At 61.9% G+C, this 26,261-nt stretch carries 29 protein-coding genes; 10 read left to right on the top strand and 19 right to left on the bottom strand.

Annotated features, from left to right (window positions below):
* Positions 1-226: 226 nt before the first annotated feature.
* A complete protein-coding gene (cysK, locus tag J3P97_RS07015; protein ID WP_434569459.1) occupies positions 227-1,201 on the bottom strand; it encodes a cysteine synthase A in 975 nt (324 codons plus the stop codon).
* A 126-nt stretch (positions 1,202-1,327) separates the two neighbouring features.
* Between cysK and J3P97_RS07010 the strand changes: the two genes are divergently transcribed.
* Positions 1,328-2,404 carry a DUF748 domain-containing protein gene (locus tag J3P97_RS07010; protein ID WP_434569460.1) on the top strand — a complete coding sequence of 359 codons (1,077 nt, stop codon included), beginning with the start codon at positions 1,328-1,330 and terminating at the stop codon, positions 2,402-2,404.
* Here J3P97_RS07010 and J3P97_RS07005 read toward each other — a convergent pair.
* Positions 2,401-2,901 carry a DUF2442 domain-containing protein gene (locus tag J3P97_RS07005; RefSeq protein WP_434603070.1) on the bottom strand — a complete coding sequence of 167 codons (501 nt, stop codon included), beginning with the start codon at positions 2,899-2,901 and terminating at the stop codon, positions 2,401-2,403. The two genes, J3P97_RS07010 and J3P97_RS07005, sit on opposite strands and share 4 nt — an antisense overlap.
* Positions 2,889-3,119 (bottom strand): DUF4160 domain-containing protein, encoded by a 231-nt coding sequence (locus J3P97_RS07000; RefSeq protein WP_434674515.1) that lies wholly within the window; start codon positions 3,117-3,119, stop codon positions 2,889-2,891. Before J3P97_RS07000 ends, J3P97_RS07005 begins: the two co-directional genes overlap by 13 nt.
* Before the next feature lie 199 nt (positions 3,120-3,318).
* Here J3P97_RS07000 and J3P97_RS06995 point away from each other — a divergent pair, with 199 nt between their 5' ends.
* Entirely contained in the window at positions 3,319-4,164 is an 846-nt protein-coding gene (locus J3P97_RS06995; protein ID WP_304550908.1) for an AAA family ATPase, read from the top strand.
* A 34-nt stretch (positions 4,165-4,198) separates the two neighbouring features.
* Positions 4,199-5,377: a vWA domain-containing protein gene (locus tag J3P97_RS06990; RefSeq protein WP_305496176.1), complete on the top strand. Its 1,179-nt coding sequence runs from the start codon at positions 4,199-4,201 to the stop codon at positions 5,375-5,377.
* 120 nt (positions 5,378-5,497) lie between these two features.
* On the opposite strand, the gene J3P97_RS06985 is transcribed toward J3P97_RS06990, so the two are convergent.
* The 7 genes from J3P97_RS06985 to J3P97_RS06955 all read right to left on the bottom strand — a co-directional run bounded on the left by J3P97_RS06985 (position 5,498) and on the right by J3P97_RS06955 (position 11,363).
* Positions 5,498-6,421, bottom strand: a complete 924-nt coding sequence (locus J3P97_RS06985) for a biotin-dependent carboxyltransferase family protein (protein WP_434673771.1) — start codon at positions 6,419-6,421, stop codon at positions 5,498-5,500.
* On the bottom strand, positions 6,418-7,122 hold the full coding sequence (gene pxpB, locus J3P97_RS06980; RefSeq protein WP_434673770.1) for a 5-oxoprolinase subunit PxpB: 705 nt from the start codon (positions 7,120-7,122) through the stop codon (positions 6,418-6,420). Before pxpB ends, J3P97_RS06985 begins: the two co-directional genes overlap by 4 nt.
* The gene (locus tag J3P97_RS06975) at positions 7,119-7,871 is read right to left on the bottom strand and encodes a 5-oxoprolinase subunit PxpA (RefSeq protein ID WP_434569463.1); all 753 of its coding nucleotides are present in this window, start codon (positions 7,869-7,871) and stop codon (positions 7,119-7,121) included. Before J3P97_RS06975 ends, pxpB begins: the two co-directional genes overlap by 4 nt.
* Positions 7,872-7,934: 63 nt before the next feature.
* Positions 7,935-9,221 carry an MFS transporter gene (locus J3P97_RS06970; RefSeq protein ID WP_305496180.1) on the bottom strand — a complete coding sequence of 429 codons (1,287 nt, stop codon included), beginning with the start codon at positions 9,219-9,221 and terminating at the stop codon, positions 7,935-7,937.
* A 284-nt stretch (positions 9,222-9,505) separates the two neighbouring features.
* Positions 9,506-10,048 carry a DUF2937 family protein gene (locus J3P97_RS06965; protein ID WP_305496181.1) on the bottom strand — a complete coding sequence of 181 codons (543 nt, stop codon included), beginning with the start codon at positions 10,046-10,048 and terminating at the stop codon, positions 9,506-9,508.
* A 12-nt stretch (positions 10,049-10,060) separates the two neighbouring features.
* Positions 10,061-10,837 carry a class II glutamine amidotransferase gene (locus tag J3P97_RS06960; RefSeq protein ID WP_305496182.1) on the bottom strand — a complete coding sequence of 259 codons (777 nt, stop codon included), beginning with the start codon at positions 10,835-10,837 and terminating at the stop codon, positions 10,061-10,063.
* A 31-nt stretch (positions 10,838-10,868) separates the two neighbouring features.
* Complete coding sequence (locus J3P97_RS06955; protein ID WP_305496183.1) at positions 10,869-11,363, bottom strand: MFS transporter; 495 nt, start codon at positions 11,361-11,363, stop codon at positions 10,869-10,871.
* A 159-nt stretch (positions 11,364-11,522) separates the two neighbouring features.
* On the opposite strand from J3P97_RS06955, the gene J3P97_RS06950 reads away from it, so the two are divergent.
* Both J3P97_RS06950 and J3P97_RS06945 read left to right on the top strand, forming a co-directional pair.
* On the top strand, positions 11,523-13,577 hold the full coding sequence (locus J3P97_RS06950; protein ID WP_434673769.1) for a S9 family peptidase: 2,055 nt from the start codon (positions 11,523-11,525) through the stop codon (positions 13,575-13,577).
* A 209-nt stretch (positions 13,578-13,786) separates the two neighbouring features.
* Positions 13,787-14,260: a cyclic nucleotide-binding domain-containing protein gene (locus tag J3P97_RS06945; RefSeq protein ID WP_434569467.1), complete on the top strand. Its 474-nt coding sequence runs from the start codon at positions 13,787-13,789 to the stop codon at positions 14,258-14,260.
* Positions 14,261-14,388: 128 nt separating this feature from the next.
* Here J3P97_RS06945 and J3P97_RS06940 read toward each other — a convergent pair whose 3' ends face one another.
* A complete protein-coding gene (locus J3P97_RS06940; protein WP_434653330.1) occupies positions 14,389-14,676 on the bottom strand; it encodes a hypothetical protein in 288 nt (95 codons plus the stop codon).
* Positions 14,677-14,752: 76 nt separating this feature from the next.
* Between J3P97_RS06940 and J3P97_RS06935 the strand changes: the two genes are divergently transcribed.
* The 4 genes from J3P97_RS06935 to J3P97_RS06920 all read left to right on the top strand — a co-directional run bounded on the left by J3P97_RS06935 (position 14,753) and on the right by J3P97_RS06920 (position 16,967).
* Complete coding sequence (locus tag J3P97_RS06935; protein ID WP_434673768.1) at positions 14,753-15,439, top strand: spermidine synthase; 687 nt, start codon at positions 14,753-14,755, stop codon at positions 15,437-15,439.
* 47 nt (positions 15,440-15,486) lie between these two features.
* Positions 15,487-15,861 (top strand): YajD family HNH nuclease, encoded by a 375-nt coding sequence (locus J3P97_RS06930; RefSeq protein WP_003184246.1) that lies wholly within the window; start codon positions 15,487-15,489, stop codon positions 15,859-15,861.
* A 180-nt stretch (positions 15,862-16,041) separates the two neighbouring features.
* The gene (locus J3P97_RS06925) at positions 16,042-16,512 is read left to right on the top strand and encodes an RNA methyltransferase (protein ID WP_264432809.1); all 471 of its coding nucleotides are present in this window, start codon (positions 16,042-16,044) and stop codon (positions 16,510-16,512) included.
* Between the two features lie 77 nt (positions 16,513-16,589).
* Entirely contained in the window at positions 16,590-16,967 is a 378-nt protein-coding gene (locus tag J3P97_RS06920) for a YgaP family membrane protein (RefSeq protein ID WP_434569469.1), read from the top strand.
* 128 nt (positions 16,968-17,095) lie between these two features.
* On the opposite strand, the gene J3P97_RS06915 is transcribed toward J3P97_RS06920, so the two are convergent.
* A complete protein-coding gene (locus tag J3P97_RS06915; protein ID WP_434673767.1) occupies positions 17,096-18,325 on the bottom strand; it encodes a hypothetical protein in 1,230 nt (409 codons plus the stop codon).
* Between the two features lie 30 nt (positions 18,326-18,355).
* Positions 18,356-18,805, bottom strand: coding sequence for a YcgN family cysteine cluster protein (locus J3P97_RS06910; RefSeq protein WP_003184256.1), 450 nt, complete (start codon positions 18,803-18,805; stop codon positions 18,356-18,358).
* A 159-nt stretch (positions 18,806-18,964) separates the two neighbouring features.
* On the opposite strand from J3P97_RS06910, the gene J3P97_RS06905 reads away from it, so the two are divergent.
* Complete coding sequence (locus tag J3P97_RS06905) at positions 18,965-19,558, top strand: nitroreductase family protein (protein WP_434569471.1); 594 nt, start codon at positions 18,965-18,967, stop codon at positions 19,556-19,558.
* A gap of 120 nt (positions 19,559-19,678) precedes the next feature.
* Here J3P97_RS06905 and J3P97_RS06900 read toward each other — a convergent pair whose 3' ends face one another.
* The 6 genes from J3P97_RS06900 to J3P97_RS06875 all read right to left on the bottom strand — a co-directional run bounded on the left by J3P97_RS06900 (position 19,679) and on the right by J3P97_RS06875 (position 26,184).
* The gene (locus J3P97_RS06900) at positions 19,679-20,611 is read right to left on the bottom strand and encodes a D-2-hydroxyacid dehydrogenase (protein ID WP_434673766.1); all 933 of its coding nucleotides are present in this window, start codon (positions 20,609-20,611) and stop codon (positions 19,679-19,681) included.
* 119 nt (positions 20,612-20,730) lie between these two features.
* The gene (locus J3P97_RS06895) at positions 20,731-21,024 is read right to left on the bottom strand and encodes a YcgL domain-containing protein (RefSeq protein WP_030141193.1); all 294 of its coding nucleotides are present in this window, start codon (positions 21,022-21,024) and stop codon (positions 20,731-20,733) included.
* Positions 21,021-22,154 (bottom strand): ribonuclease D, encoded by a 1,134-nt coding sequence (gene rnd / locus J3P97_RS06890; RefSeq protein ID WP_434569473.1) that lies wholly within the window; start codon positions 22,152-22,154, stop codon positions 21,021-21,023. The genes J3P97_RS06895 and rnd overlap by 4 nt, the downstream gene beginning before the upstream one ends.
* Positions 22,155-22,275: 121 nt before the next feature.
* On the bottom strand, positions 22,276-22,917 hold the full coding sequence (locus tag J3P97_RS06885) for a class I SAM-dependent methyltransferase (protein WP_434603060.1): 642 nt from the start codon (positions 22,915-22,917) through the stop codon (positions 22,276-22,278).
* Positions 22,918-22,989: 72 nt separating this feature from the next.
* Entirely contained in the window at positions 22,990-24,639 is a 1,650-nt protein-coding gene (locus J3P97_RS06880) for a phosphoethanolamine transferase (protein ID WP_434673765.1), read from the bottom strand.
* Positions 24,640-24,801: 162 nt separating this feature from the next.
* The gene (locus J3P97_RS06875; RefSeq protein WP_434673764.1) at positions 24,802-26,184 is read right to left on the bottom strand and encodes a glutamine synthetase family protein; all 1,383 of its coding nucleotides are present in this window, start codon (positions 26,182-26,184) and stop codon (positions 24,802-24,804) included.
* Between the last annotated feature and the right edge of the window lie 77 nt (positions 26,185-26,261).

Below are 26,261 nucleotides of genomic sequence, written 5' to 3'. Positions count from 1 at the left end.
CCTTCTTAACATGCGTCAGCTGAACCTTGGCTGACGCATCGAACGATCTTCCAACCAGCCCTCCAAATGGCGATGTTTTTTGTGGCGAGGGAGCTTGCTCCCGCTGGCTTGCGAAGGGCGCCCCTGCAGCCGGCGGCACGCCTCAATCCCGGGCGCCTGCTTCGCAGTCGAGCGGGAGCAAGCTCCCTCGCCACAAGAGCCTTCCCCCGCTAAATCCAGCGTTCAGTTACTGCTGAGTCTCCTGCTCGGTAAACAGGTCACTGAACAACATGCTCGACAGGTACCGTTCGCCCGAATCAGGCAGGATCACCACGATCGTCTTGCCCAGCATTTCCGGTTTTTCCGCCAGGCGCACCGCCACGGCCATGGCCGCGCCGCAGGAAATGCCGCAAAGGATGCCCTCTTCCTGCATCAGGCGCAGGGCCATGGCCTTGGACTCCTCATCGGTCACTCGCTCGACCTGGTCGACAATCGACAGATCGAGGTTCTTCGGCACAAAACCCGCACCGATCCCCTGGATCTTGTGCGGGCTCGGCTTGATCTCCTGCCCCGCCATCGCCTGGGTAATCACCGGCGACGCCTCGGGCTCCACCGCCACCGACAGGATCGGTTTGCCACAGGTGTTCTTGATATACCGAGAGACCCCGGTAATGGTTCCACCCGTACCCACCCCCGCGACCAGCACGTCCACCGCGCCATCGGTATCGTTCCAGATTTCCGGACCGGTGGTTTTTTCATGGATCGCCGGGTTCGCCGGATTATCGAACTGCTGCGGCATGAAATATTTCGACGGGTCGCTGGCGAGGATCTCGGCGGCCTTCTCGATGGCGCCCTTCATGCCCTTGGCCGGCTCAGTGAGCACCAGCTCCGCGCCCAGCGCCTTGAGCACCTTGCGCCGCTCGATGCTCATGGACGCCGGCATGGTCAGCATCAGCTTGTAGCCACGGGCGGCGGCGACGAACGCCAGGCCAATGCCGGTATTACCCGAGGTTGGCTCGACGATGGTCATGCCGGGCTTGAGACGACCTGAGCTTTCAGCGTCCCAGATCATGTTTGCGCCGATCCGGCACTTGACCGAATAACCCGGGTTGCGCCCTTCGATCTTCGCCAGGATGGTCACGCCGCGCGGGGCGATGCGGTTGATCTGCACCAGTGGCGTATTGCCTATGGAATGGGCGTTGTCAGCGTATATACGACTCATGACCGGGTCCTTAATGCAGAGGGAATTTAGCGCTTAAAGGTAAGCCTGTTGCCAAAGGGCGTCCAGTTGCAGCGAACGTTCCAGTTGTTACGAGAGTCAATGGCTTTAACAACGGAGACTACTGACATGAAGCGTCGATACAGTTGGCCACTGTGGGCCTTCGTCGCCATCGTTGCACTGCTGGTGGCCGTGCATTTCGCGCTGCCTTATCTGGTGCGCGACTACCTGAACGACAAATTGGCGGACATGGGCGACTACCGCGGCCAGGTCAGCGATGTCGACCTCGCGCTCTGGCGCGGCGCCTACCGGATCAATGGCCTGAAAATCGTCAAGGTCGATGGCAAGATCCCGGTGCCATTCGTCGACGCGCCACTGGTCGACCTGTCCGTGAGCTGGCACTCGCTCTGGTATGACCATGCGGTGGTGGCCGCCGTGGAGTTCACCCATCCCGAGGTCAACTTCGTTGACGGCGGGCCCAACCGGCAGAACTCCCAGACCGGCCGGGGTACCAATTGGCGTGAACAATTGAGCAAGCTGATGCCCATCACCCTGAACGAGGTGCGGATCAGCGACGGCAAGGCCACGTTTCGCAACTTCAACTCCAAACCACCGGTCAACCTGCGAGCTACCAACGTCAACGCCAGCTTTTATAACCTGACCAATGTAGTCGACACCGAAGGCAAGCGCGACGCCCGTTTCGAAGGCAAGGCCCTGGTGGCCGAGCATGCGCCACTGGAAGTCCAGGCAACCTTCGATCCATTGAGCGACTTCGAGGATTTCGATTTCCGCCTGCGCGCCACCAACATCGAGCTCAAGCGCCTGAACGACTTTGCCGCAGCCTATGGCAAGTTCGATTTCAACGCCGGCCACGGCGACCTTGTAGTCGAGGCCGAAGCCGATAACGCCCGGCTCAGCGGTTACATCAAGCCGCTGCTTCGCGATGTGGACGTGTTCGACTGGCAACAGGACGTCGAAAACAAGAACAAGAACATCTTCCGCTCGGTCTGGGAAGCCTTGGTCGGCACGGGCGAAACCGCCCTGAAAAACCAGAGCAGGAACCAGTTCGCCACTCGCGTGGAGCTCAGCGGCAACGTGCACCAGCAGAACATCAGCGCCTTCGAAGCCTTCCTGCAGATTCTGCGCAACGGTTTCGTCCAGGCCTTCAATGCCCGTTATGAACAGCCGCCGCCCTCCAAAGACTAGGTCTTGGGAGTGACAACGTAGCGACCTTTTTGCTCCGCCACCGCCCGGCCCGTACCGCGCTGCAGAGAGTCCCAGCCCAGGCATGCAAGAGCCAGCGATCGCGGTACCGCCTCACGGCCGCTGCTGTAGCGAGTGATACTGCGCGGACTGACCCCCAGCGCTTCGGCCGCCTTGTTTAATGGCAACCCGGTTCGGGCGCGCCAATCGATGAAAATACGGGTGTTTTCATCCGCGGCATTCTGGGCCAATGCGTTGAAATACAAGGTGTCGGCGCCGATCTGGATATCCAGGTCCGGCCACTCCACACTCCAGCCGTCGTCGCCCAGGGCTGCGCCACCAAACGCACCGTCTTCAAGCAATGGCTGCAAGCCCGGATAACTTTGCACATCGGCGCTCAAGTCCAGCCTCAGTTGTTGACCGTCGATGAATGTCAGTTCGAGACTGAACGGCAATAAAGGCTGCACGGCCATTAGCCGCGGCCGTTTCATGGGTAGCATCGTTGCCAATCCTCCAGCAGTTGCGCCTGATGGGCCCGGACCCAGTCCAGCGCTTCCTTGATAATCAATGGCGGAGCGCGGCCCATCATGACTTCAACGGTCTTTAGGCTCAGGACGACATCCACTCCGCCACCGGTGAGGTGGACATGGGGAGGTGGATGATCCCTTTCCCGCAATTGGATGCGATAGGTATCTCTGAATCGATATTTAGTGGACATGCCATCGAATGTATCGCCGATTTGGCGATAGGCAATACTGGCAAGACGCCGAGACTGAGTCAACATGTGACGCCCCATTCAGAGACTGAATACAGCGTCTGCGTTCACAGTCGGCGGGGCCGCGCGTTATAGTCGGGCACGACATTTATTTCGCGCGCCCCGCCTCGCCGGGCCGGCGACACCGTTCGAGGATTTGCAGATGAAGTTCGAAGGCACCCGCGCCTACGTGGCCACCGATGACCTGAAACTGGCGGTGAACGCCGCCATCACCCTGGAACGGCCGTTACTGGTCAAGGGCGAACCGGGCACCGGCAAGACCATGCTGGCCGAACAACTGGCGGAGTCCTTCGGCGCGCGCCTGATCACCTGGCACATCAAGTCCACGACCAAGGCCCACCAAGGCCTCTACGAATACGATGCGGTCAGCCGCCTGCGTGATTCACAGCTGGGCGTGGACAAGGTCCACGACGTGCGCAACTACCTGAAGAAGGGCAAGCTCTGGGAAGCGTTCGAGTCCGAAGAGCGGGTCATCCTGCTGATCGACGAAATCGACAAGGCCGACATCGAGTTCCCCAACGACTTGCTGCAGGAACTCGACAAGATGGAGTTCTACGTCTACGAGACGGACGAAACCATCAAGGCCAAGCAGCGCCCGATCATCATCATTACCTCCAACAACGAAAAGGAACTGCCGGACGCCTTCCTGCGCCGCTGCTTCTTCCATTACATCGCCTTCCCCGACCGCGCCACCCTGCAGAAAATCGTCGACGTGCACTACCCGGACATCAAGAAAGACCTGGTCAGCGAAGCGCTGGACGTGTTCTTCGACGTGCGCAAGGTGCCGGGTCTGAAGAAAAAACCTTCCACCTCCGAACTGGTGGACTGGCTCAAGCTGCTGATGGCCGACAACATCGGCGAAGCGGTGCTGCGCGAGCGTGATCCGACCAAGGCTATCCCGCCGCTGGCCGGCGCCCTGGTCAAGAACGAACAGGACGTGCAATTGCTTGAGCGCCTGGCGTTCATGAGCCGTCGCGGCACTCGCTGATCCTCTTCGTCCAACAAGAGCGAGGGCGATTGCCATGCTGCTTAACCTGTTCAATGAGATGCGCGCCGCCAAGGTGCCGGTGTCGGTGCGCGAACTGCTGGACCTGATCAACGCGCTGAAACAGCGGGTGATCTTCGCCGACATGGACGAGTTCTATTACCTGTCCCGGGCCATCCTGGTGAAGGACGAACGGCATTTCGACAAGTTCGACCGCGCGTTCGGCGCTTACTTCAATGGCCTGGAAAAACTTGATGATCATCTGCAGGCATTGATTCCCGAGGACTGGTTGCGCAAGGAGTTCGAGCGCTCCCTGACCGATGAGGAACGGGCACAGATCCAGTCCCTGGGCGGTCTAGACAAGCTGATCGAAGAGTTCAAGAAGCGTCTGGAAGAACAGAAGGAACGCCACGCCGGCGGCAACAAGTGGATCGGCACCGGCGGCACCAGCCCGTTCGGTTCCGGCGGCTTCAACCCCGAAGGCATCCGTGTCGGCGACGCCGGCAAGCGCCAGGGCAAGGCTGTGAAAGTCTGGGACCAGCGCGAGTACAAGAACCTCGACGACCAGGTGGAACTGGGCACTCGCAATATCAAGATCGCCCTGCGCCGCCTGCGCAAGTTCGCCCGCCAGGGCGCGGCCGAAGAGCTGGACATCGACGGCACCATCGATCACACCGCCCGGGACGCTGGCCTCTTGAACATCCAGATGCGCCCGGAGCGACGCAACACCGTCAAGCTCCTGCTGCTGTTCGACATCGGCGGCTCGATGGACGCCCATGTGAAGATCTGCGAGGAGCTGTTCTCGGCCTGCAAGACCGAGTTCAAGCACCTGGAGTATTTCTACTTCCACAACTTCGTCTACGAATCGGTGTGGAAGAACAACCTGCGTCGCACCTCGGAGCGCACTTCGACCCAGGACCTGCTGCACAAATACGGCGCCGACTACAAAGTGATCTTCATCGGCGACGCGGCCATGGCCCCCTACGAGATCACCCAGGCCGGCGGCAGCGTCGAGCACTGGAACGAAGAAGCCGGTTATGTGTGGATGCAGCGCTTCATGGAGAAGTACAAGAAGCTCATCTGGATCAATCCGTACCCGAAGGACACCTGGGGCTACACCGCCTCGACCAATATCGTCCGTGAGTTGGTGGAGGACCGGATGTATCCGCTGACGTTGCGAGGGTTGGAGGAAGGGATGCGGTTTCTTTCCAAGTAAGATTTCTGGTGCCTTTCAGGGCCTCTTCGCGAGCAGGCTCGCTCCCACACTGAATCTTCGTCACATATGGGGTCCACCCTGTGGGAGCGAGCCTGCTCCGGGCGGCGATCCGACGAAGCTTTATTGGCTGTAGTGAATACTGCGGAGGCACTCAACCTGCTGCCGATGCGCAACGGCCTGCACCACCGGCCGCAACCGCAGTTGCGTCCCTGGCAGGCATTGCGCCAACCGGGCCAGGGACAGCGGCGTCAAGGCGCCCAGGCGCGGATAACCGCCGATGGTCTGTCGATCATTGAGCAGCACGATCGGCTGGCCGTCCGGCGGAACCTGCACGGCGCCGAGCGGAATGCCTTCGGAAATCATCGCTGGGCCCTGGTATTCCAGCGCCGGACCGAGCAAGCGCATGCCCATGCGATCGGCGCGACTGTCCAGCGTCCACGGTGTATTGAAGGCATCGAACAGGCTGCGTCCGCTGAACGCGCCATTTTGCGCGCCGAGGATCAGGTCCAGCGGCTGCAGCTGCTGAAAGTCCGGAATCCGCCTGTGCGGCATCGGCCGAGGCGTTGCCGAGCCTGAATAACTCAGCTGCTCACCGCGACTCAGCGCCCGCCCCCGCCCATCCAGGCCACCGAGTTCTTCGCGCACCACCGTCGCCCGGCTGCCCAGCACCGCAGGCGCATCAAAACCACCGGGAGCCGCCAGGTAGGCGCGGGCACCGAGCACCGGCTGAGTGAACGCCAACACTTGGCCTTGGCGCAGGCTGAAGAAGCGCCACGACGCCACCCCTTGCCCATCTATCCGCGCGCCCAAGTCCGCACCGGCCAGCGCCAGCACGCAGTCCTCCTCGGCCACCACGGTAAAACCGCCGAGGGTGATTTCCACCACCGCCGCGTCCGGGGCGTTGCCCAGCATCCAATTGGCCCAGCTCATCGACAGCCAGTCCGCCGCGCCGCCCTGGGTCACGCCCAGGTGCCTGACGCCGAAGCGGCCAGTGTCCTGCAACAGGCACAGCGCTGTGCTGGCCTCGATCAACAGACGGCTCATACCTGCGCCTCCAACGGTGTGTCGTCGCCGCCCAGGGCAATGAACTCAGCGTGACCGACAGCGGCAAAACGCACCGTGTCGCCGGGCTGCATCAGGCTGTAGCCATCGCGCTCGCGGTCGAACAATTTGGTTGGGGTGCGGCCGATCAGGTTCCAGCCGCCAGGCGATACCACCGGATACGCGGCGGTCTGGCGCTCGGCGATTCCGACGCTGCCCGCCGCGACCCGTTTGCGTGGGGTGTCGAGTCGCGGTGCGGCCAGTTCCTCGTCCACCAGCCCCATGAAAGCGAATCCCGGCGCGAAGCCCAGGGCGAACACCTGATATTCCCGCTCACTGTGACGCTGGATGACTTGCGTCACCGTCAACCCGCTGCGGCTCGCCAGCAGGTCCAGCTCCGGCCCGACACTTGGGTCGTACCACACCGGCAGCACATGGCATTGCCCGGCGGACCGGGCATCCGGCGAGAGGTTGTTCAGCGCTTCGCCGATCAACTCGCGGGCCTGGGTCGGAGTCAGGGCGAGCAAATCGTAATGCACCATCAGGGTGGTGTAGGACGGCACCAGATCGATCAGATCATCGGCGAAAACCGCGCGCAGGCGCGCGCTGGCTGCCAGCATCCACGGCATGTTGGCCTCGGCGATTTCATCGAACAGACGCACCATCAGGCAGTCCACCGCCACCACTTCCACGCGTGGTTTCATGGCGCGCTCTGCCGGTCGAGGGCCTCGCGGATACGCTGCACGGCCGCCACGGAGCTGGCGTTGTCGCCGTGCACGCACAACGTATCGGCGTGCAGATTCAAGGCGCTGCCGTCGCTGGCCGTCAGCGCGTCGCCGCGGGCAATGGTCAGTGCCTGCCCGATGATCACCTCGGAATCGTGATGCACCGCCCCCGGCAATTGCCGCGAGACCAGGCGACCGGCGCTGTCATAGGCCCGGTCGGCAAAGGCTTCGAACCACAGGGTCACACCGTATTCGTCGCCCAGGGCCTGGGCGGCGCTGTTGTCCCGGGTCGCCAGCAGCATCAGCGGCAACTGCCGGTCATACGCGGCGATGGCCTCGATAACAGCACGCAGTTGCGCCGGGTTGGCCATCATGTCGTTGTACATCGCACCATGGGGTTTGACGTAGCTGACCTGTCCACCCTGGGCCCGGCAGATACCGTCCAGGGCGCCGATCTGGTAGTGCAGCAGGTCTTGCAGCTCCTGGGCGCCATAGGCCATGGAGCGGCGGCCGAAGCCCGCCAGGTCCTGATAGGCCGGGTGCGCGCCGATCCGTACGCCGTGGCTCAGGGCGAGGCTGACGGTCTTGCGCATGATGCTCGGGTCGCCGGCATGAAAGCCGCAGGCGATGTTGGCGCAATCTATGAAGGGCATCACCTCGGCGTCCAGACCCATGGTCCAGTTGCCGAAGCTTTCGCCAATGTCGCAGTTCAGTAGCAGGCGGTTCACGGTGAACGCTCCTGTGGATTCTTTCTTATGGACCATGGGGATCGCACCCCCACAGGTTATCAATCAGTCGGCTTCCAACTGCTTGCCCTGAGTCTCCGGCAGGCTCAGGGCCGCCAGGATCACCACGCCATAGGACACCGCCGCGAAGGCTCCGATACCGACGCTCAGCGGCACCTTCTGGCTCAGGATACCGATCAACAGCGGAAACAGCGCCGCCACCGCGCGGCCAATGTTGTAGCAGAAGCCCTGCCCCGATCCGCGGATGCGCGTGGGGAACAGTTCGGTGAGGAACGACCCCATGCCGCTGAACATGCCCGAAGCGAAGAAGCCCAAGGGGAAGCCCAGCCACAGCATTACGTTGTTGCTCACCGGCACCTGGGTGTACAGCAGCACGATGGTGAAGGAACCGACGGCAAACAGGACGAAATTTTTCTTGCGCCCGAGGATGTCGGACAGATAAGCGCTGATGACGTAACCCACATAAGAGCCGACGATCACCATCGCCAGGTAGCCGCCGGTACTCAGGACGCTCAAGCCGCGCTCGTTTTTCAGGAAGGTCGGCAGCCAGGAGGTGATGGCGTAGTAGCCACCCAGCGCGCCAGTGGTCAGCAGCGAGGCTCGAATCGTCGTGAACAGAATGCCGGGGGCAAAAATCTCGTAGAACTTCGCCGGGTTCTCGGGCGTCAGCCGGGCCTTGGTCTGGTTATAGACTTCCGGATCCTTGACCAGCCGGCGAACGAAGATCACGAACACCGCCGGCACGATGCCGAGGATGAACAATGCGCGCCAGGCGTCTTCCGGCGGCAGCACCGAGAACAGCAGCGCATACAGAATCGCCGTCATGCCCCAGCCCAGGGCCCAGCCCGATTGCACCATGCCGACCGCCTTGCCACGGTCCTTGGCGCGAATCACTTCGCCCATCAACACGGCGCCGGCGGTCCACTCGCCGCCGAAGCCGAAGCCCATCAGCGTGCGGGCGATCAACAGTTGTTCGTAGTTCTGGGCGAAACCGCAGAGGAAGGTGAAGAAGGCGAACCACAATACCGTCAATTGCAACGTGCGCACCCGACCGATGCGGTCCGAGAGAATGCCCGCCACCCAGCCGCCGATGGCCGAAGCGATCAAGGTGCTGGTGTGAATCAGCCCCGCTTCACCCGTGCTGATGCCCCACATCGCGATGAGCGTCGGCACCACGAAGCTGAGCATCTGGGTGTCCATGCCGTCCAGGGCGTAACCGATCTTGCAGCTCCAGAAGGTGCGCCGTTCCTGCTGGTTGATGTTGCGATACCAATCGAACGGACCGGAGCGGGCCTGGGGTTGGGGGACGCCGAGCGTGTCGGGTGCACTCATGGTGGTTCTCCACGGGTTTTATTGTTGTGAGTCTCGACGACGCTGGCGTGGAGACCGTTGCCCCGATTCTTGAGCCCACGGCTGATCGCGTCCAACGAATAAAACCTTGGCCGGGTCATAAGAAAAACTTGATTGGGCAGCACATCGCCAGGAAAGGCGGACCGCTTTTGTGGCGAGGGAGCTTGCTCCCGCTCGAGTGCGTAGCGCTCGCAAAATCTTGGGGCCGCTCCGCAGCCCAGCGGGAGCAAGCTCCCTCGCCACAGGAGGCTCACTGAACAATCGAGTCAGAGCCCGCGCAGGTCACGCTCTTCGATCGGCCGGCTCTGGCGCAGGCGCTTGCCACCCAGCACCACCCAGTCGATCAGGCGGAACAGGCATTCCAGGCCGAACGACAGCAACATCGCGCCGCTGATGCCCCAGATCATCGCCTCGGGGGTCAGCAGGATCTGGTAGCTGTAGCCGTTCCAGGTTTCCTTGCGGATGTCCGGATCGGCGGCCAGGGCCACCTGCAGCAGGCGGATGTACCACGGGCCCTGCATTGCCTGGAACTGCTTGTCCAGAGCCTGCTGGCGCACGAGCAAGGTGTTCAGGCTGTCGGCATCGCTGCGAAAGATCGGGTCTTCACTGGCGCGGTAATGCGCCACCAGGGCCTGCATGTCACCCTTGAAGAACTGGTTGGCGGTGCCCTGGAACCCCTGCAGGCCAGTCTGCGCCTCGATCAGGTGGGCCTCGACCCGCTTGGCGTAATCATTGACGAAGCCCGGCACCTGGACCCCGACCAGCAGGCCCACCGCGAACAACACCAACCGTAGATAACTGAGCAACATAACGTGACGTCCTTATTCGGTCCGGCCGTGGCTGACGCATTCGCCGCGTCGCCACAGGCTCCATTGGCCCGGTTCGTAGCGGGTCCAGGTTTCGTTTTCGGTCAAGGGTTCGGTGGCAATCACCGTGACCACGTCGTTGGGCGTGGTTTCGGCCTGGAAGTCGACAATCACGTCCACATCCTTCAGCCGCGCCGGGCCGAACGGTGCGCGCCGGGTGATCTGCGCCAGTTTGGTCGAGCAATAGCAGAACAGCCAGTCGCCGTCACTGAGCAGGCAATTGAACACGCCCTTGCTGCGGTATTCGCTGCACGCCTCGATCAAGGCCGGCAGCAACTGCTCGACCTCCACCGGCTCAGGGTAAGCCTGGCGCACGCGGTTGAGCAGGTCGCAGAACGCCGCCTCGCTGTCGGTATCGCCCACCGGGCGGTAGAAACTCACGCCCGGCTGGAAATCGGCGAGCTGGCCGTTGTGGGCGAAACACCAGTTGCGCCCCCACAACTCCCGCACGAACGGGTGGGTGTTGGACAGGCAGACCTTGCCGACGTTGGCCTGGCGGATGTGACCGATGACCACTTCGCTCTTGATCGGATAACGTTGCACCAGGTTCGCCACTTCCGACTCGCTGCTGGCGGCCGGGTCCTGGAACAGGCGCAGGCCACGGCCTTCATAAAAAGCGATACCCCAGCCGTCGCGGTGCGGCCCGGTCTTGCCGCCGCGCTGCATCAGCCCGGTGAAGCTGAAGACGATATCGGTCGGCACATTGGCGCTCATGCCCAATAACTCACACATGCTCGAACCCTCGTTTGATTGGGCAGCCCGGTTACAGGCGCGGTTCGATACGCGAACGCTGGGGATTGCTCGGCACGGGTGGGCGACCATAACGGTCATCACCGGCCACGCCGAACGCAGGCTCGTCGTCAGGCTCGGCAGCGGCGGCCGCTTTGGCTGCGGCGGCCCGCTCCTGGCGAGCCTTGGCCGCGCGCTCGACAGGAATACGGATCAGCACCAGGACGAGATAGAGGCCGAAGGCGATCATGGCGTACATGAGCAGGTCGGACGCAGCGCGCCAGACGTTGTTGCCAACCTTGAAGAGCAGGTCCAGGGCGGCAATGGCCAGCGCCGGGGCGACCTTTTCCTTCACCGGGTCGACGATGGTCGGGCTGAACAGCAACACCGCCATCAGCAGCCGCAGCGGCTCGCGCAACCAGCGCCACATGAAGCGGGTCATGCGCATCCACACCAGGAGGCAGCCGAGGGCGGCGAAGGCGTAGAGCCCCCAGGCAATCAGATAATCGTTCTCGGTCATGGTGTCCATGGCAAGGCAGGCAAAGAGGCGCTTATAGTAACGGCTTTTCGCTCGTCAGGCTGCCCCGGCATCTGCCGGATGCCCGGCGGGGTGAGTTTTTCGGTCCGGCTACCGAACTGACCCCGTCGGCCACTTGTCCCTGTTCGTATCATGCTTGAGAGTTTTTCCATGCCCCTATCCGCCCACGTTCCCGACGCCCCGATTGCCCGCAAGGCCCCCGGTGTTGACCCCTACGCCTGGCTGCAGGAGCGCGACACCGACGCCGTGCTCGAATACCTGAAGGCTGAAAACAGCTACCAGCAAGCCCGGCTCGCCGATCAGGCCGAACTGCGCGAAACGCTGTTCCAGGAAATCAAGGGACGAATCCTCGAAACCGACCTCTCCCTGCCCTCGCCCTGGGGCCCTTACCTGTATTACACCCGCACCACGGCGGGTGATGAATACGCTCGCCATTACCGTTGCCCGCGTCCGGCCGATGACAGCCTGACGGTCGATGAAAGTCGTGAACAGCTGTTGCTGGACCCGAACGCGCTGGCCGATGGCGGTTTCTTTTCCCTCGGCGCGTTCAGCATCAGCCCCGACCATCAGCGTCTGGCCTACAGCCTGGACACCAGCGGCGATGAGATCTACACGCTGTTCGTCAAAGAACTGTCCAACGACAAGGTCAGCGAGCTGTCCTTCGAAAACTGCGACGGCAGCATGACCTGGGCCAACGACAGCCTGACGCTGTTCTTCGGCGAACTTGACGATACCCATCGCCCGCACAAGCTGCTGCGCTATCGCCTGGACGGCACCGCCGCCGAAGAAGTGTTCCATGAGCCGGACGGGCGCTTTTTCCTGCATTGCTACCGTTCAAGCTCCGAGCGGCAGTTGATCCTGTCCCTGGGCAGCAAGACCACCAGCGAAGTCTGGGTGCTGGACGCGGCGCAACCACAACAACCGTTTACCTGCGTCGCGCCACGGGTAGAGAACCACGAATACGATGTCGACCATGGCCTGCTCGAAGGGCAATGGACCTGGTTCATCCGCAGCAACCGCGACGGCATCAATTTCGCCCTGTACCAGGCGCCCGATATGGGCGAAGCGCCGGCCGAAGCCGACTGGCAGAACCTGATCCCCCACAGTGACACGGTGATGATCGACGGCCTGAGCCTGAACGCCAGCGCCATGACATTGAGCCTGCGCGAGGGCGGCCTGCCGATCATCGAAGTCCACCCACAAGGTTTACCGGCCTATCGGGTGCAATTGCCGGACGCGGCCTACAGCCTGCACGTGCAGAACAGCCTGGAGTTTGTCAGCGAGCGCATTCGCCTGCGCTACGAAGCGCTGAATCGTCCGGCGCAGATCCGCCAGCTGGACCTGGCCAGCGGTGCTCAGGTCGTACTCAAGCAAACCCCGGTGCTGGGTCCGTTTGATGCCGATGCGTATGTCAGCCAACGGCTTTGGGCGACGGCACCGGACGGTACGCAAGTACCCATCAGTCTGGTGGTCAAGCGCGAGGCCTTGGGCAAACCCGTGCCGCTGTACTTGTACGGCTACGGCGCCTATGGCGAAAGCCTCGACCCGTGGTTCTCCCATTCGCGCTTGAGCCTGCTGGATCGTGGCGTAGCGTTTGCCATCGCCCATGTGCGCGGCGGCGGCGAACTGGGCGAGGCCTGGTATCGCGCCGGCAAGCAGGAGCACAAGCACAACACTTTCAGTGATTTCATCGCTTGCGCCGAACACCTGATCGCCCAGGGCTTCACCTCGGCCGATCGGTTGGCGATCAGCGGCGGCAGCGCCGGTGGCCTGCTGATCGGCGCAGTCCTCAACCAACGCCCGGAGCTGTTCAAGGTGGCGATCGCCGAAGTGCCGTTCGTCGACGTGCTCAACACCATGCTCGACCCCGAACTGCCACTGACCGTGACCGAATACGACGAATGGGGCAACCCCGAGGAGCCGGACGTCTATGATCGGATCCGGGCCTACGCGCCGTACGAAAACGTCCGCGCCCAGGCGTATCCGGCGATGCTGGTGATCGCCGGCTACAACGACAGCCGCGTGCAGTACTGGGAAGCGGCCAAGTGGGTGGCGAAACTGCGCGCGACCAAGACCGACGAAAACCCGCTGCTACTCAAGACCGAACTGGGCGCTGGCCATGGCGGCATGAGCGGCCGCTACCAGGGATTGCGTGACGTAGCGCTCGAATATGCATTTGTCTTGAAGGTTTTGGGCGTGGCTTGAGGAACTCTGCGGGATGGCCGGGTCTTAGCTCCATACCTGGCTCGACTGGATCAAATGTGGGAGCGAGCCTGCTCGCGATGACGGTGGATCGGCCTGCCCCAACGTTGGCTGAAAGACCGAATTCGCGAGCAGGCTCGCTCCCACAGGGAATCGCCTACATTCAAGACAATCCAAAATCGCAGAACACGATAAGAAAAGACCGTGACGACATGTCAGAACCGACCTTACTGAACAACCAAATTCGCGACTGGCTGATGGACTGTGGTCTCTTCGACCAACTGCTGCCCGTCGACTTCGCCGCGGCATCGGGCTATTTCAGCATCAGTACCGTCGCCCAGGGCGAAGCGATTTTTCGCGAGGGCGATGCCGGCAGTTTCATGTGCATCCTTCACACCGGCCAGGTGGCCGTGCAGAAAACCGGCCCCGACGGCCAGCCCGTGACCATCGCCACGCTGCGCAGCGGCCGCGCCTTCGGCGAAATGGCCGTGCTCGACGGCGAACGACGCTCGGCCAGTTGCATCGCGGCCACCGAATGTCAGTTGTTGAACCTGGGCAAGGACTCCCTGGAAAAAATGCTCAACGACGCACCGAAGATCGCCGCCAAGATCATCCGCGCCCTCGCCGTCTCCCTGTCCAAGCGCCTGCGCATGGCCGACGGGCAGTTGCTGTCGCAGCAGGTGTAGCGCTTTCTATCAGCTAATACAGAACCTGTGGGAGCGAGCCTGCTCGCGAAGGCGTCAGATCATTCAGTGTTGTGTTGCCTGACACACCGCTTTCGCGAGCAGGCTCGCTCCCACAGGTATTTGGCGATCTACCCCCCCGGCGACTTCGCCTTCGCCGGCTTCGGTTCCATGCCCGGGATCGGCTGGTCCTTCGGCGGCCTGGGCATTTCGATCGGCGGCAACAGCGGCGGGCCGCCACCCGGTGGGGCAGCCTTGGGCACGCCGTTGGGCGTGACCGGCGGATACGGCATGGGCGTGGCGGTGCCCGGCGCCCCGGGAATGCTCGGCGGGTTGACGGGAATCGTCGGTTGCTGGGCCTGGGCGCAACTTATCGAGAGCGCCGCCACGGCAATGGCCGTTAGAATGGTGCACTTCATCAATGGCTCCGTGGCTATTGTCTGCTTTCAGGCTAGTCCCAACCGGGCCGGTCTGCCCCATTCCCATGAGATTTCCATGAAACGTTTCGTTCTTCTCGACACCACGCCCATTCCCGACAACGGCGGTGCCTTGTGCCTTTTCGAGTATGGCGAAGACTTCGTCATCAAGATTCAGGGCGGTGACGGCGGACAGTTGATGAATACCCGCATGCACGGTTCCGAAGATGCCCTGGCCGAGATTCCCTGTCGCAAGGTCGCCGGCCGTCCCGGCTCGCGGGTGCTGATCGGTGGTCTCGGCATGGGCTTCACCCTGGCCTCCGCCCTGAAACACCTGGGCAAGAGCGCCGAAGTGGTAGTGGCCGAGCTGGTCCCGGGTGTGGTCGAGTGGAACCGCGGCCCCCTCGGCGAAAAGGCCGGGCGACCGCTGTCGGACCCGCGCACCGTGGTCCGCATGGAAGACGTCGCCAAGGTCCTGCAAGCCGAGCCGCAAGGGTTCGACGCGATCATGCTGGATGTCGACAACGGCCCGGAAGGCCTGACCCAGAAAGCCAACAGTTGGCTGTATTCGGCCGGCGGCCTGGCCGCGTGCGCCAAGGCCCTGCGCCCCAAGGGCGTGCTGGCGGTATGGTCGGCCAGCGCTGACCGGCAGTTTTCCGACAAGCTGAAAAAGGCCGGCTTCAAGGCCGAAGAGGTGCAAGTGTTCGCCCATGGCAACAAAGGCACCCGCCACACCATCTGGATTGCCGAGAAGCTCAAGGGCTGAGCTAAACTCTGTCCAACCGTCATCAGTCTTTTTACAAAGGTGAACCCATGAGTTCGTCCACCCCACCGTCCAACACCGCCAAGCTCGACCGCATCCTCGCCGACGCCCAGCGCGACCGGGAAATGGGCTACCGCGACAAAGCCCTGAAAATGTACCCCCACGTCTGCGGTCGCTGCGCCCGTGAGTTTTCCGGCAAGCGCCTGAGCGAACTGACCGTCCATCACCGTGACCACAACCACGACAACAACCCGCAGGACGGTTCCAACTGGGAACTGCTGTGCCTGTACTGCCACGACAACGAGCACTCGCGCTATACCGACCAGCAATACTTCGGCGACGGCTCCCTGAGCACGCCGAAGATCGCCAAGGCGACGCACAACCCCTTCGCCGCGCTGGCCGGGTTGATGAAAAAAGACGAGTGAGCCCGCAAGGCCGCCTTCGCGAGCAGGCTCGCTCCCACATTGGATTTTTGCTGTTCACAAAATGCTGTGGGAGCGAGCCTGCTCGCGAAGGCGGTCAACCAGCCCACCACACATCTCGAACCTGACCAGCCTCCCCCATTCCCCGTATAATCGCGCCTTTTCCCAAAGGCACCCCCGTCCGTGGCCAACAAACGCTACAGCTGCATCGGTCTGTTCAACCCCAAGTCGCCGGAAAACGTCGGTTCGGTCATGCGTGCCGCCGGCTGTTACGGCGTCGCGTCGGTGTTCTACACCGGCAAGCGCTACGAACGCGCTGCCGACTTCGTTACCGACACCAAAAAAGTCCACTACGACATCCCGCTGATCGGCATCGACGACCTGAAAAAGATCCTGCCCCTGGGCTGCGTGCCGGTGGCCGTGGAACTGGTGGACGGCGCCCGTCCCTTGCCCGAATACACCCATCCGGACCGGGCCCTGTACATCTTCGGCCCGGAAGACGGTTCCCTGGACAAGGACATCCGCGACTGGTGCGAAGACGTGATCTATATCCCCACCAACGGCTGCATGAACCTGGCCGCTACAGTCAACGTCGTGCTCTACGACCGCATGGCCAAAGGCAACAACACCCGCTCGGGGCCGCAATTTCGCTGACCGGCGGGAAATTCCATGGAACGACGGATTCGCTCTGGCAGTCAGCTTTATACACATCCCCACACTGGAGACAGATCATGAGCGAAAACAATCCGTTCGGGCCGGTTGAGACCACCCCTTTCCAAACCCGCAGCCCGCAGAATGTGCACGGCTGGGAGCGCATTGGGTCACTGGCCGGTGGGGTGCTGATGATGGGCAAGGGCTTGCGCCGCGGCGGTGTGATCGGCCTGGCCCAACTGGCAATCGGCGGCATGGCCCTGGCCCGCGGCATCACCGGACATTGTTCGGCCAAGACCCTGCTGGAAAAAAACCGTCAGCACCTGCACGACGCCCGCGCCCGGATCGAGCAGGCCGGCGATGAACTGAGCCGCATGAAAACCAATGCCGAGGCGGCGACCGGTACCGCTACGGTGACGGGGAATGATTCGTTGGTTTCGCCGAAGGCTGGGCTCTGAGCGGACAGATGCGTAGAGGCTGATGGCCCCTTCGCGAGCAGGCTCGCTCCCACAGGGAGTTGGTTGATTACAAAGGGTAAGTCAACCGAAGTTCCAGTGTGGGAGCGAGCCTGCTCGCGAAAGCGGTACTACTGAAGTAACCGTGTATCCAGGACAGTTGAGCCTCCACCCAGGATGCTCTCGCTGAGCTGCACAAACTCTTCGGTGTCGACGGTTTCCAAGCGCATCGCCCCTTGCAGCACATCATCCAGCGAACGCTTGTTGCGGGTCTTCAGGCGAATTTCCCGATCAAGCTCCTGCAACAGCAGCACCGCCTTGGACACCATTGCAGGGCTCACCTGTTCACCACGCAATGTCGTAACGCCCTTGCTGTCCCGGGCGAGTCGATCATTCAATGCCTGGTAACGCTCGTCGCTCATGCCGCCGGCACGGCGCAGCAATTCGATGGCGTAATACTCGTTGAGCCCTTCGCTGATCCAATCGCTGCGATCATGATCGTTGATGCGCGCCAGCACCTGGACCAACTCCCGCAATAACGGGCTGCTGCCCCGTTCGCTGACCAATGCCGGACGGCTGTGCAGGTAAATCGATTCATGGCCGCCCTGGGCGCCACGCCACATCGGATCGCCCGCGCCAACGATCAACAGCTTGGCCGGATGGCGCGGCACGATTGCCTGCACCTGCGGCCAGACGAAGGTCAGCAGCGTCAGCACGTCCATCCGCCGCATGCCCTGGCCTCGCGGCGAAGCCACGGTCACTTCGGTCTCGCCCAGGCGCGTGCGGCGGCTGCCGAGCTTGCCGGCCAGCATCCAGCCCGTCGGTCGGTCGAACAGGCGCGAAGGGTTGTCGATGCGAAAACGCTGCTTGCCGATACGCGGCCAGGGCGTCTCGATGCTTTGCCAGCCACCCGGCAATTCGAATTCCAGGCGTGAAACCAGTTCAGTGCCGTCCTGCTGATCCAGCCTGGCTGGCGGTACCAGGTCATCACCGCGCAGCAGCGCCCATCCGGGGGTCATGCGGGTCTCAAAGGAGCCGTTTTTGCGCGACTCGCTGAGGCGGACGCGATAAGTCAGGCTCGCCTTGTCAGCAGCTGGGCGCCAGACGCCCCGAGCTTCGTGACCGGGAGTCAGTTGCCACTGGCCATCGGCTTTGAAATCACTGTAGCGACCATCGCTTCCAAGATCGAAATCCAGGCTGCGCACCGCCGAGCCCCGCGCCAGCGTCAGGCGCACTTCGGCCTGGTCGCTCTGCGGCAACAGGTGGATGTGATAATCCAGATCGACTTTCTGCGCCGCCCACAGCGGTCCGCTCACTGCCAGCAGCCCGGCCGCCAGCAACCATTTCAATCCTGCAGCCATGGGTTCTCCTGGGGTGCGATGGCGGGTGTTTCAGCCGGCGCGGAAAATCAGGTGATCTTCCCAATCCTCTTCAGCCACGCTGCCTTCGGCGAGCATGCGCCCGGATTGGGAAATGCGTTCGTGGTGCACCGCGTCACGGTCGCCGCAGACCAGATGGTGCCAAAGCGGCAGGTCCTTGCCCTCGCTGACCAGGCGATAGCCGCAGGTTGGCGGCAACCATTTGAACTCATCGGCCTTGCCCGGCGTGAGCTGGATGCAATCAGGAACAAAGTCGCGACGATTGGGGTAATCGGTGCACTGACATGTCTTCAGGTCGAGCAATTTGCAGGCGATACGCGTGTAGTAGACGCTGTTGTCGTCTTCGTCTTCGAGCTTTTGCAGGCAGCACAGGCCACAGCCGTCACACAGCGATTCCCACTCCTGTGAATCAAGCTGATCGAGGGTTTTGCGTATCCAGAACGGTTCGACTTTGGCGGCCATGGCTCAAGCATCAACATCACGTGGTGAAAAGGCCGACAGTCTAGTGCCGGGGCCTCTTGAGGCCAAGCATTGGCGACTGTCGGTACAAGGGGCTTGTCAGCCCGGATGTGTGGACGTAGGTTGCTTCATCACGTTCCCGATCCCAGCCAAGGTAAGCCCATGAGTGCCAATCCCCGCATCGCCGAATACGCCATCCACCCCCAGTTCATCGAACGCTGGTCGCCCCGCGCTTTCACCGCTGAAAGCATTTGCGAAGAAACCCTGCTGAGCTTCTTCGAAGCCGCGCGCTGGGCGCCTTCGGCCTACAACTCGCAGCCGTGGCGTTTCCTGTATGCCCGTCGCGACACGCCGAACTGGGAGCGTTACCTGGGCTTGCTCAACGAATTCAACCGTGGCTGGGCCCAACACGCCTCGGCGCTGGTGATCATCGCCTCGAAAACCACCTTCGCGGTGCCCGGCGCCACCGAGGAAACCCCGGCCCAGTGCCACACCTTCGACACGGGCGCGGCCTGGGGCCACCTGGCGTTGCAAGCGAGCCTCAGCGGCTGGCACACCCATGGCATGGCCGGCTTCGACCAGGAGCTGACCCGCAAGGAACTGAAGATCCCCGACGGCTACGCCCTGCATGCGGCCGTGGCGATTGGCAAGCTGGGAGACAAATCGACGCTGGCCGACTACCTCCAGGCCCGCGAAGTGCCGAGCCCGCGCCGGCCGTTGAGCGAACTGGTGGCCGAGGGTGATTTCACCTTCTGATCCTCAACAGCCCTTGTGGGAGCGAGCCTGCTCGCGAAGGCGGTGTACCAGCCAATATCGATGTGGCTGACAGGACGCTTTCGCGAGCAGGCTCGCTCCCACAGTTTTATCAGGGCTGGCTTAATAGCCTCGGGCGAAATCCACTTCCCCGCGCAACGCTTCGCCTGCCTCATAGGCTCGCAGGTTCTCCAGGAACAGCTGCACCATCATCGGCGGCGACGTCGGTGCGGAGCTGTGGCCGGTCAGCAACAATCCCCAGGCGGTCCAGAACGGATGGCGCTGTGGCAACGGCTCCTGGCGGCACACGTCGATTACCGCACCGGCCAGGTGCCCGTCCTGCAACGCTTGCACCAGGTCAGCGTCGACCACGGCCACGCCACGGCCGACATTGATGAACAGCCCAGTGGGTTTGAATTGCTTGAACAACGCCGCGTCGTAGATATCGTGAGTGTCCGGTGTATTCGGCAACAGGTTGATCACGTAGTCCACCTCGCCCACCAGACGGGGCAAGTCCTGCAACGCGCCAACTTCAATAAACGGCGCCAATTCCCGAGCTTCACTGGCGATGCCGTACAACTGCACGCCAAATGGCACCAGGAACTCAGCCACGCGGCGACCGATATCGCCGGTCCCGACGATCAATACCTTGCGGCCCGCCAGGCTCTGGCTCTGGCGATTGTCCCATTTGCGCTCCACCTGGCTGACCAGGCGCGCCAGGACTTCGCGCTCATGCCCGAGCATGTAGGTGAGCACATATTCGGCCATGACCTGACCAAAAATGCCCACCGCGCGGGTCAGGCGGTAGTCACGGGCCAGGCCCTCGGCCAGCAGCGGCGTGATGCCTGCCCAGGTCGACTGCAGCCAACGGGGCTTGTGGCCCTGACGCAACAAGGTCGCCAGCAAGTCCGGCTGCCCGAGCCAGACCGGGCAATCGGCGGCCAGGCGTGACAGTTCAGCGGAGTCGCCGCTGGTCAGGATTTCGATATCGGCTGCAGCCTGGCGCAGGAGCTGGGCATACATCGCGTGGTCGTGTTCGGCAATCAGAACGCGCATGAATCAAACCTTTCAAAAACAGTGCAAACGACCGCCGACAGAGTGTTGCTCCATCTTCGCGGCCATCCCGATAATCATTCCAGTGTTTCGAGAGCCCCCAGGACGGACGCCCAAGGCAATCAGACCGGGTCGTTGCGGCGCAACAACTCTTCGGGCAAATGCTCGATGTATTCGTCCTCTGCCGGTGGCATCTGCAGGTGATAACCCTGGGTATCGAGGTTCTCAAGCACCTTGTTGATGTCTTCGCGGGACAATTGCCGCTCCGGGCTCAGAACCAGGTCGAAGGCATGGATCGCCTTGCCGAAGGCCGCCATCAATGGCTCAGGCACACGGGCCAATGCCTCGCTCTTGAGCACATACAGGTACATCTCGTTTTTCTTCGAGCTTCGGTAGATGGAGCAGATACGTTTCAAGGCTGTTCTCCGGCGGTGGCCAGGCTGTCGAGCAGCGCCTGGCCCATCAACTCGCGGCGCCAGCCACGCAGCGAATCGGGCAGTTGGTAAGGTCCCTCGGGATAGCCGCTCTTGATCAGGGCTTCGAGGGTTTTCTTGCGAAGCATCAATTCAGGCGCAATGCCCAGGCGCTCGGCTTCAGCCTGGCCCAGCGCCTTGAGGCGCTTGAGCAGCGCCGCGGCCTCGATGGGCAGCGGCTCGGCCACGGCGGGCGGCCATTGCTCGGGCGGCACGCTGCCGGCACGCTTGATCAGGTCCAGCAGGAATTCGCCGTCCTGACGCACCGTGCGCGGGTGCATGTCTTCTATTTTTGCCAGCGCGCCGAGGTTATCCGGTTGCGTGCGGGCCAAGGGCCACAGCGAATGCTCGCGGATAATGCGGTTACGCGGCAGGTCACGGGCTCGCGCCTCGCGTTCGCGCCAGGCGTAAAGCTCGCGCAGCACGGCCAATTGCGCACGGGAGAGTTTCCAGGCCAGCTTGGCCTCGCGGTAGACCTCATACGGGTCGATTTCACGTCGCAGGTTGGCCACCAGCTCGGCGCCATCCTCCAATACCCAGGCGTACTTTTCATCGGAAAGCTTCGGGCGCAACTCGACGAAAACTTCCGCCAGGTGCACGGCATCCTCGGCGGCGTAGCTGATCTGCGTCTCGGAAAGGGGCCGCTGCAACCAGTCGGAACGGGTCTCGCCCTTGGGCAACTCGATACCCAGCACTTCCTGCACCAGCCGCGAGTAACCCATCGAAAAGCCCAGGTTCAGGTAAGCGGCGGCCAGCTGGGTGTCGAACAACGGCGCGGGCAGGCTGCCCGTCAGGCGCAGCAAGACTTCCAGATCCTCGCTGCAGGCATGCAACACCTTGAGCACTGCCGGGTTCTCCAGCAGCGCAGCCAAGGGTTGCCAGTCATCAATGGTCAATGGGTCGATCAGGTAGGCGCTTTTACCGTCACCGATCTGCAGCAAGCCGGCGATGGGATAAAAGGTGTCGACCCGCATGAATTCGGTGTCGAGGGCGACGAATGGCAACTGTTGCCATTCGGCGCAAAACCGACCGAGGCTATCGTTGTCGCGAATCCAGTGAATATCGATGGCCACACGGCTCTCCCTTGAAGAATGGCGCGCAGTATATATCGCCGTCGGCGATTGCGAGCATCTACGGAGCAAGAGCTTTAGAGAAATCGCCTGCGCAAACGCAAGAATAGTCCTACATCAGCGGTTAACTGGTCTTACGTAATACATAAACTCGCTTCAGGGCAAAACCGGGCAGGAAATCCTGATACCACTGCACGCTGAAACCGGCTTCGATAAACTCGGCTTCGACCCGGGCCCGGTCGACCAGGCGCCTGGGTGGCGGCTGGCCGGTTCTCAGCCGGCCCTCGATCTGGACCGACACGATCACTGTGTCGCGGCTGACCCGATGGAATTCGCGCAGCAACGCCAGGCGATGCTCGCTGGCCTGGATATGCAGAAACAGTTGCAGACAAAAAATACAGTCCACCGCGTTCGCGGATAGCCCGAGGGTGAACGCAGAACTCGGGAAGGTCCTGACCCGCTCAAGCAACGCTTGCTCGTGGTGGGCGAGCGCGTGATCAAGCATTTGCGGCGACGGGTCCGCCGCGAGGATCACCCGGTTGGCATGTTCGGCCAGCACCGGCCAGAAGCGCCCCGCCCCGCACGCCACATCCAGCACCAGGCCGGGCTCGCCGGCGGCCTTCAGAGCGTTGCGCACCAGCTGCTCGTCACGCCAGAACACCAGACGCAACCGCCGAGGCGCCGGTTGACGGCACGTTTGCGCATGCTCCTGCTCGTGCTGTCGGGCGAATTCAAGCTCGACGGTGGATGGGGATTGCCCGGGCATACTCACAGCTCAGTAAAAATAAGTGAGCAACAGCTTAAACAGTGCCGCGTGAAAAAAAGGTGTAGGAAACTTCTACTCACGGGCCAGCACGCCGTCGATGATTGCGCCGCGACAACCGGCAAACATGTCCAGCTCCTGGTTGTAGACCTTGCTGTTGACCTCCAGCAGCCCGAGCATCGAATGAAACAGGTTGTCCTGGCTGAGGGGTTTGTCCCGACTCAGTTGCAGGCAATGCGTATCGACCGAGAAGGCTTTCTGATAACCGTCGGAGAACCAGGCCAGCATCGCCACATGTTTCTGTTGCTCCGGAGCGAGCATATAAGGCGTGCCATGGAGGAACAGGTTGTATTCGCCAAGCGACTCGCCATGGTCCGACAGGTACAGCATGGCCGTGTCGACCTTGTCCTGATTTATCCGCAGCAGGTCAATCAGGGTCGACAGCACATGGTCGGTGTACACCAGCGTATTGTCGTAGCCGTTGACGATGCTTTCGCGGCTGCAATTGTTCAACGCGTTGCTTTCACACACCGGGGTGAAATGCTCGTACTCCTTGGGATAACGCTTGAAGTATTCCGGCCCGTGGCTGCCCATCTGGTGCAACACCAGCACCGTGTCCTTGTCGAGGGTATCGATGAACTGCTGCAGGCCCTGGAGCAGGATTTCATCGCGGCATTCACTGTTGGCACACAGGACCGGGTCCTTGAGATTACTGACGTCCTGCACCGCAACCCGATCACAGGTGCCTTTGCAGCCGGACTGGTTGTCGCGCCAGATCACTTCCAGTCCGGCGCGCTTGAGCACATCCAGCAGGCCCTCTTCGTTCTTGGCCTTGCTCGCGTCGTAGTTCTTGCGGCCCATGTTGGAAAACATGCACGGCACCGACACGGCGGTCTCGGTGCCGCAGGAATGCACGTCGGTAAAGGCAATCAGGCCGGCCTCTTTATCCAACTGCGGCGTGGTATCGCGGTGATAGCCGAGAATGCCGAAGTTCTCCGCTCGCGCGCTCTCGCCCACCACCAGCACCGTCAGGGATTTGCGCCCATGGGTTTGCCAGGCCGGGTTGCGCTGCGCATCCTCGCCCAATGTAATAAATGGCTGCTTGGCCGAGGCGACCTGCTCGCGCAAGTAGCCGATCGAGGCGCCGATGTAGTTGCTCGGCACCACCATCAGATGCAACTCGTGATGATTGCGAAACAGCGAAGACAACCCTTGGTAATTGATCAAGGCAACCCCGCCCAACAGCGCAGCCGAGACGACGCCGACGAGCAACTTGCTTAACAACTCCCTGGGCCAGCGACGATAACTTATCGGGGTCTTGAACAATAACCATGCAGGCAGTACACCTAACAGTAAAAGGTAGCCAAACAACTTTAACGACAACAGGTCACGCACTTCCGTGGCATTGGTTTCGGCAAAGTTACGCAACATGCCGGCATCGATCAAAACACCGTATTGGGCCATGAAATAAGCGACCCCGGCGCTGATCATGAACAACAGCATCAACACCGGCTTGAGCAGCGGACGGAACGCCACCAGTGTCAGCACCAGATTGAACGCGCAGAACACCATCACGGCGAACGCCATGCACAGCAACACACCGTGTCCGTCCGCCGCCGTGATGGCGAGCAGGTGTTGCCAGAGAATGGCGTTGAAGGCCACTAACAAAAAGGCACTGGCGACCAGCGTCACCCACTCGGGGCGCACGGCTTTAATAGTCAGCATGAGGGTTGGAGACTTCCTGAAAGTTGCTCTTTAAAAAGACCTGCCGTAGGCAAATGTGAAAAATTCATTTGCTACGGCAACACAAACTTTAGGCAGCCCACCATCAATTTTTCGTGAAAAAGTTGCTGTTAAATAATTTTTCAACAGCCACTTCAAAACACTTCAGGCCTGGTTCAGGTACCAACGCCAATCCTGCTCGCCGACTTCGCCCATGAACTGGCGATATTCGGCGCGCTTGACCGCCAGGTAGACGCCAAGGAATCCATCCCCCAACGCTTCCCGCGCCCATGTCGAAGATTCAAGGGCACGTAAGGTGGTCAGCCAGTCGGTGGGCAACAATTGGCTCGCCTGGGCGTACCCGTTGCCCTCGACAGGCGCTCCGGGGTCGCGCTGTTCGCGTATGCCACGATGGATACCGGCCAGGATCGCCGCTGCGGCCAGGTACGGATTGGCATCGGCACCACAGATACGGTGTTCGATGTGCCGAGAAAAGGCCGGGCCACCCGGGACTCTCAGGCTGACGGTGCGGTTGTCCACGCCCCAGGTCGCTGCCAGCGGCGCGTAGCTGTGGCTTTGGAAACGGCGGTAGGAGTTGGCGTTCGGGCAAAACAACAGCAGCGAATCGAGCAAGGTCGCGAGCATCCCGCCTACCGCATGACGCAGCAAAGGCGTGCCGTCGGCGGCTTCGCTGGCAAACAGGTTATTGCTCTCCCGGTCGGCGAGACTGACATGCAGGTGCATGCCGGAACCCGCCAGGTGATCGAACGGTTTGGCCATGAAACAGGCCGCCATGCCGTGCTGGTGCGCCACGCCCTTGACCAGCCGTTTGTAGCGCACTGCGTCATCCATGGCTTGCAGGGCATCGGTGCGGTGTTCAAGGGTGATCTCGACCTGCCCCGGCGCGTATTCGGAAATGGCCGTACGGGCCGGGATCCCCTGCAGCTTGCAGGCCGCATAAAGATCAGCAAGGAAGGGCTCGATCTGTTCCAGCTCACGCAAACCATAGACCTGGGTGGAACGCGGCCTGCTCCCATCTGCGTCCCGCGCCGGTTGCGGCCGTCCCTCGCTGTCCCGCTGCGCATCCAACAGGTAGAACTCCAGCTCCGCCGCCATCACCGGGTAATAACCCTCAGCCTGCAAGGCTTCGATCACCCGACTGAGCAGATGGCGCGGATCGGCAACGGCTGCCGGCATGCCCTCCCGGGGATGCATGCCGACTTGCACGGCGGCGGTAGGAATCCGCCGCCACGGCATGCGCTGCAAGCTGCTGCTGATGGGGTAGGCACGACAATCGATATCACCGACGTCCCAGACCAGGCCAGAGTTCTCAACATCGTCGCCATTGAGCGTCAGCCCGAGGATCGTACTCGGCAGCGGCCGGCCACTCTGGTAGACCGCGAGCAGTTCGTCCCGATGCAGCCACTTGCCCCGAGGCACGCCGTTGTTATCCACGATAAACAATTCGAACAGCTCGATATCCGGGTTCTGTGCCAGGAACGCCTGGGCTTGCTGCACGGAGGCAAAAGAAGATTCGACAAGATTCATGGGAACGCTCGTATTTTCGTGTCGGACGGGCGATCAGGCACCGTCATCCTGTGCTCGCGATCAACGAGCACGGTTCA

It is taken from the genome of Pseudomonas sp. R1-15, assembly GCF_051132085.1.
Lineage (GTDB): Bacteria > Pseudomonadota > Gammaproteobacteria > Pseudomonadales > Pseudomonadaceae > Aquipseudomonas.
Note: the sequence above shows the minus strand (reverse complement) of the source record. Positions and strands in the feature narration are given on the sequence as shown.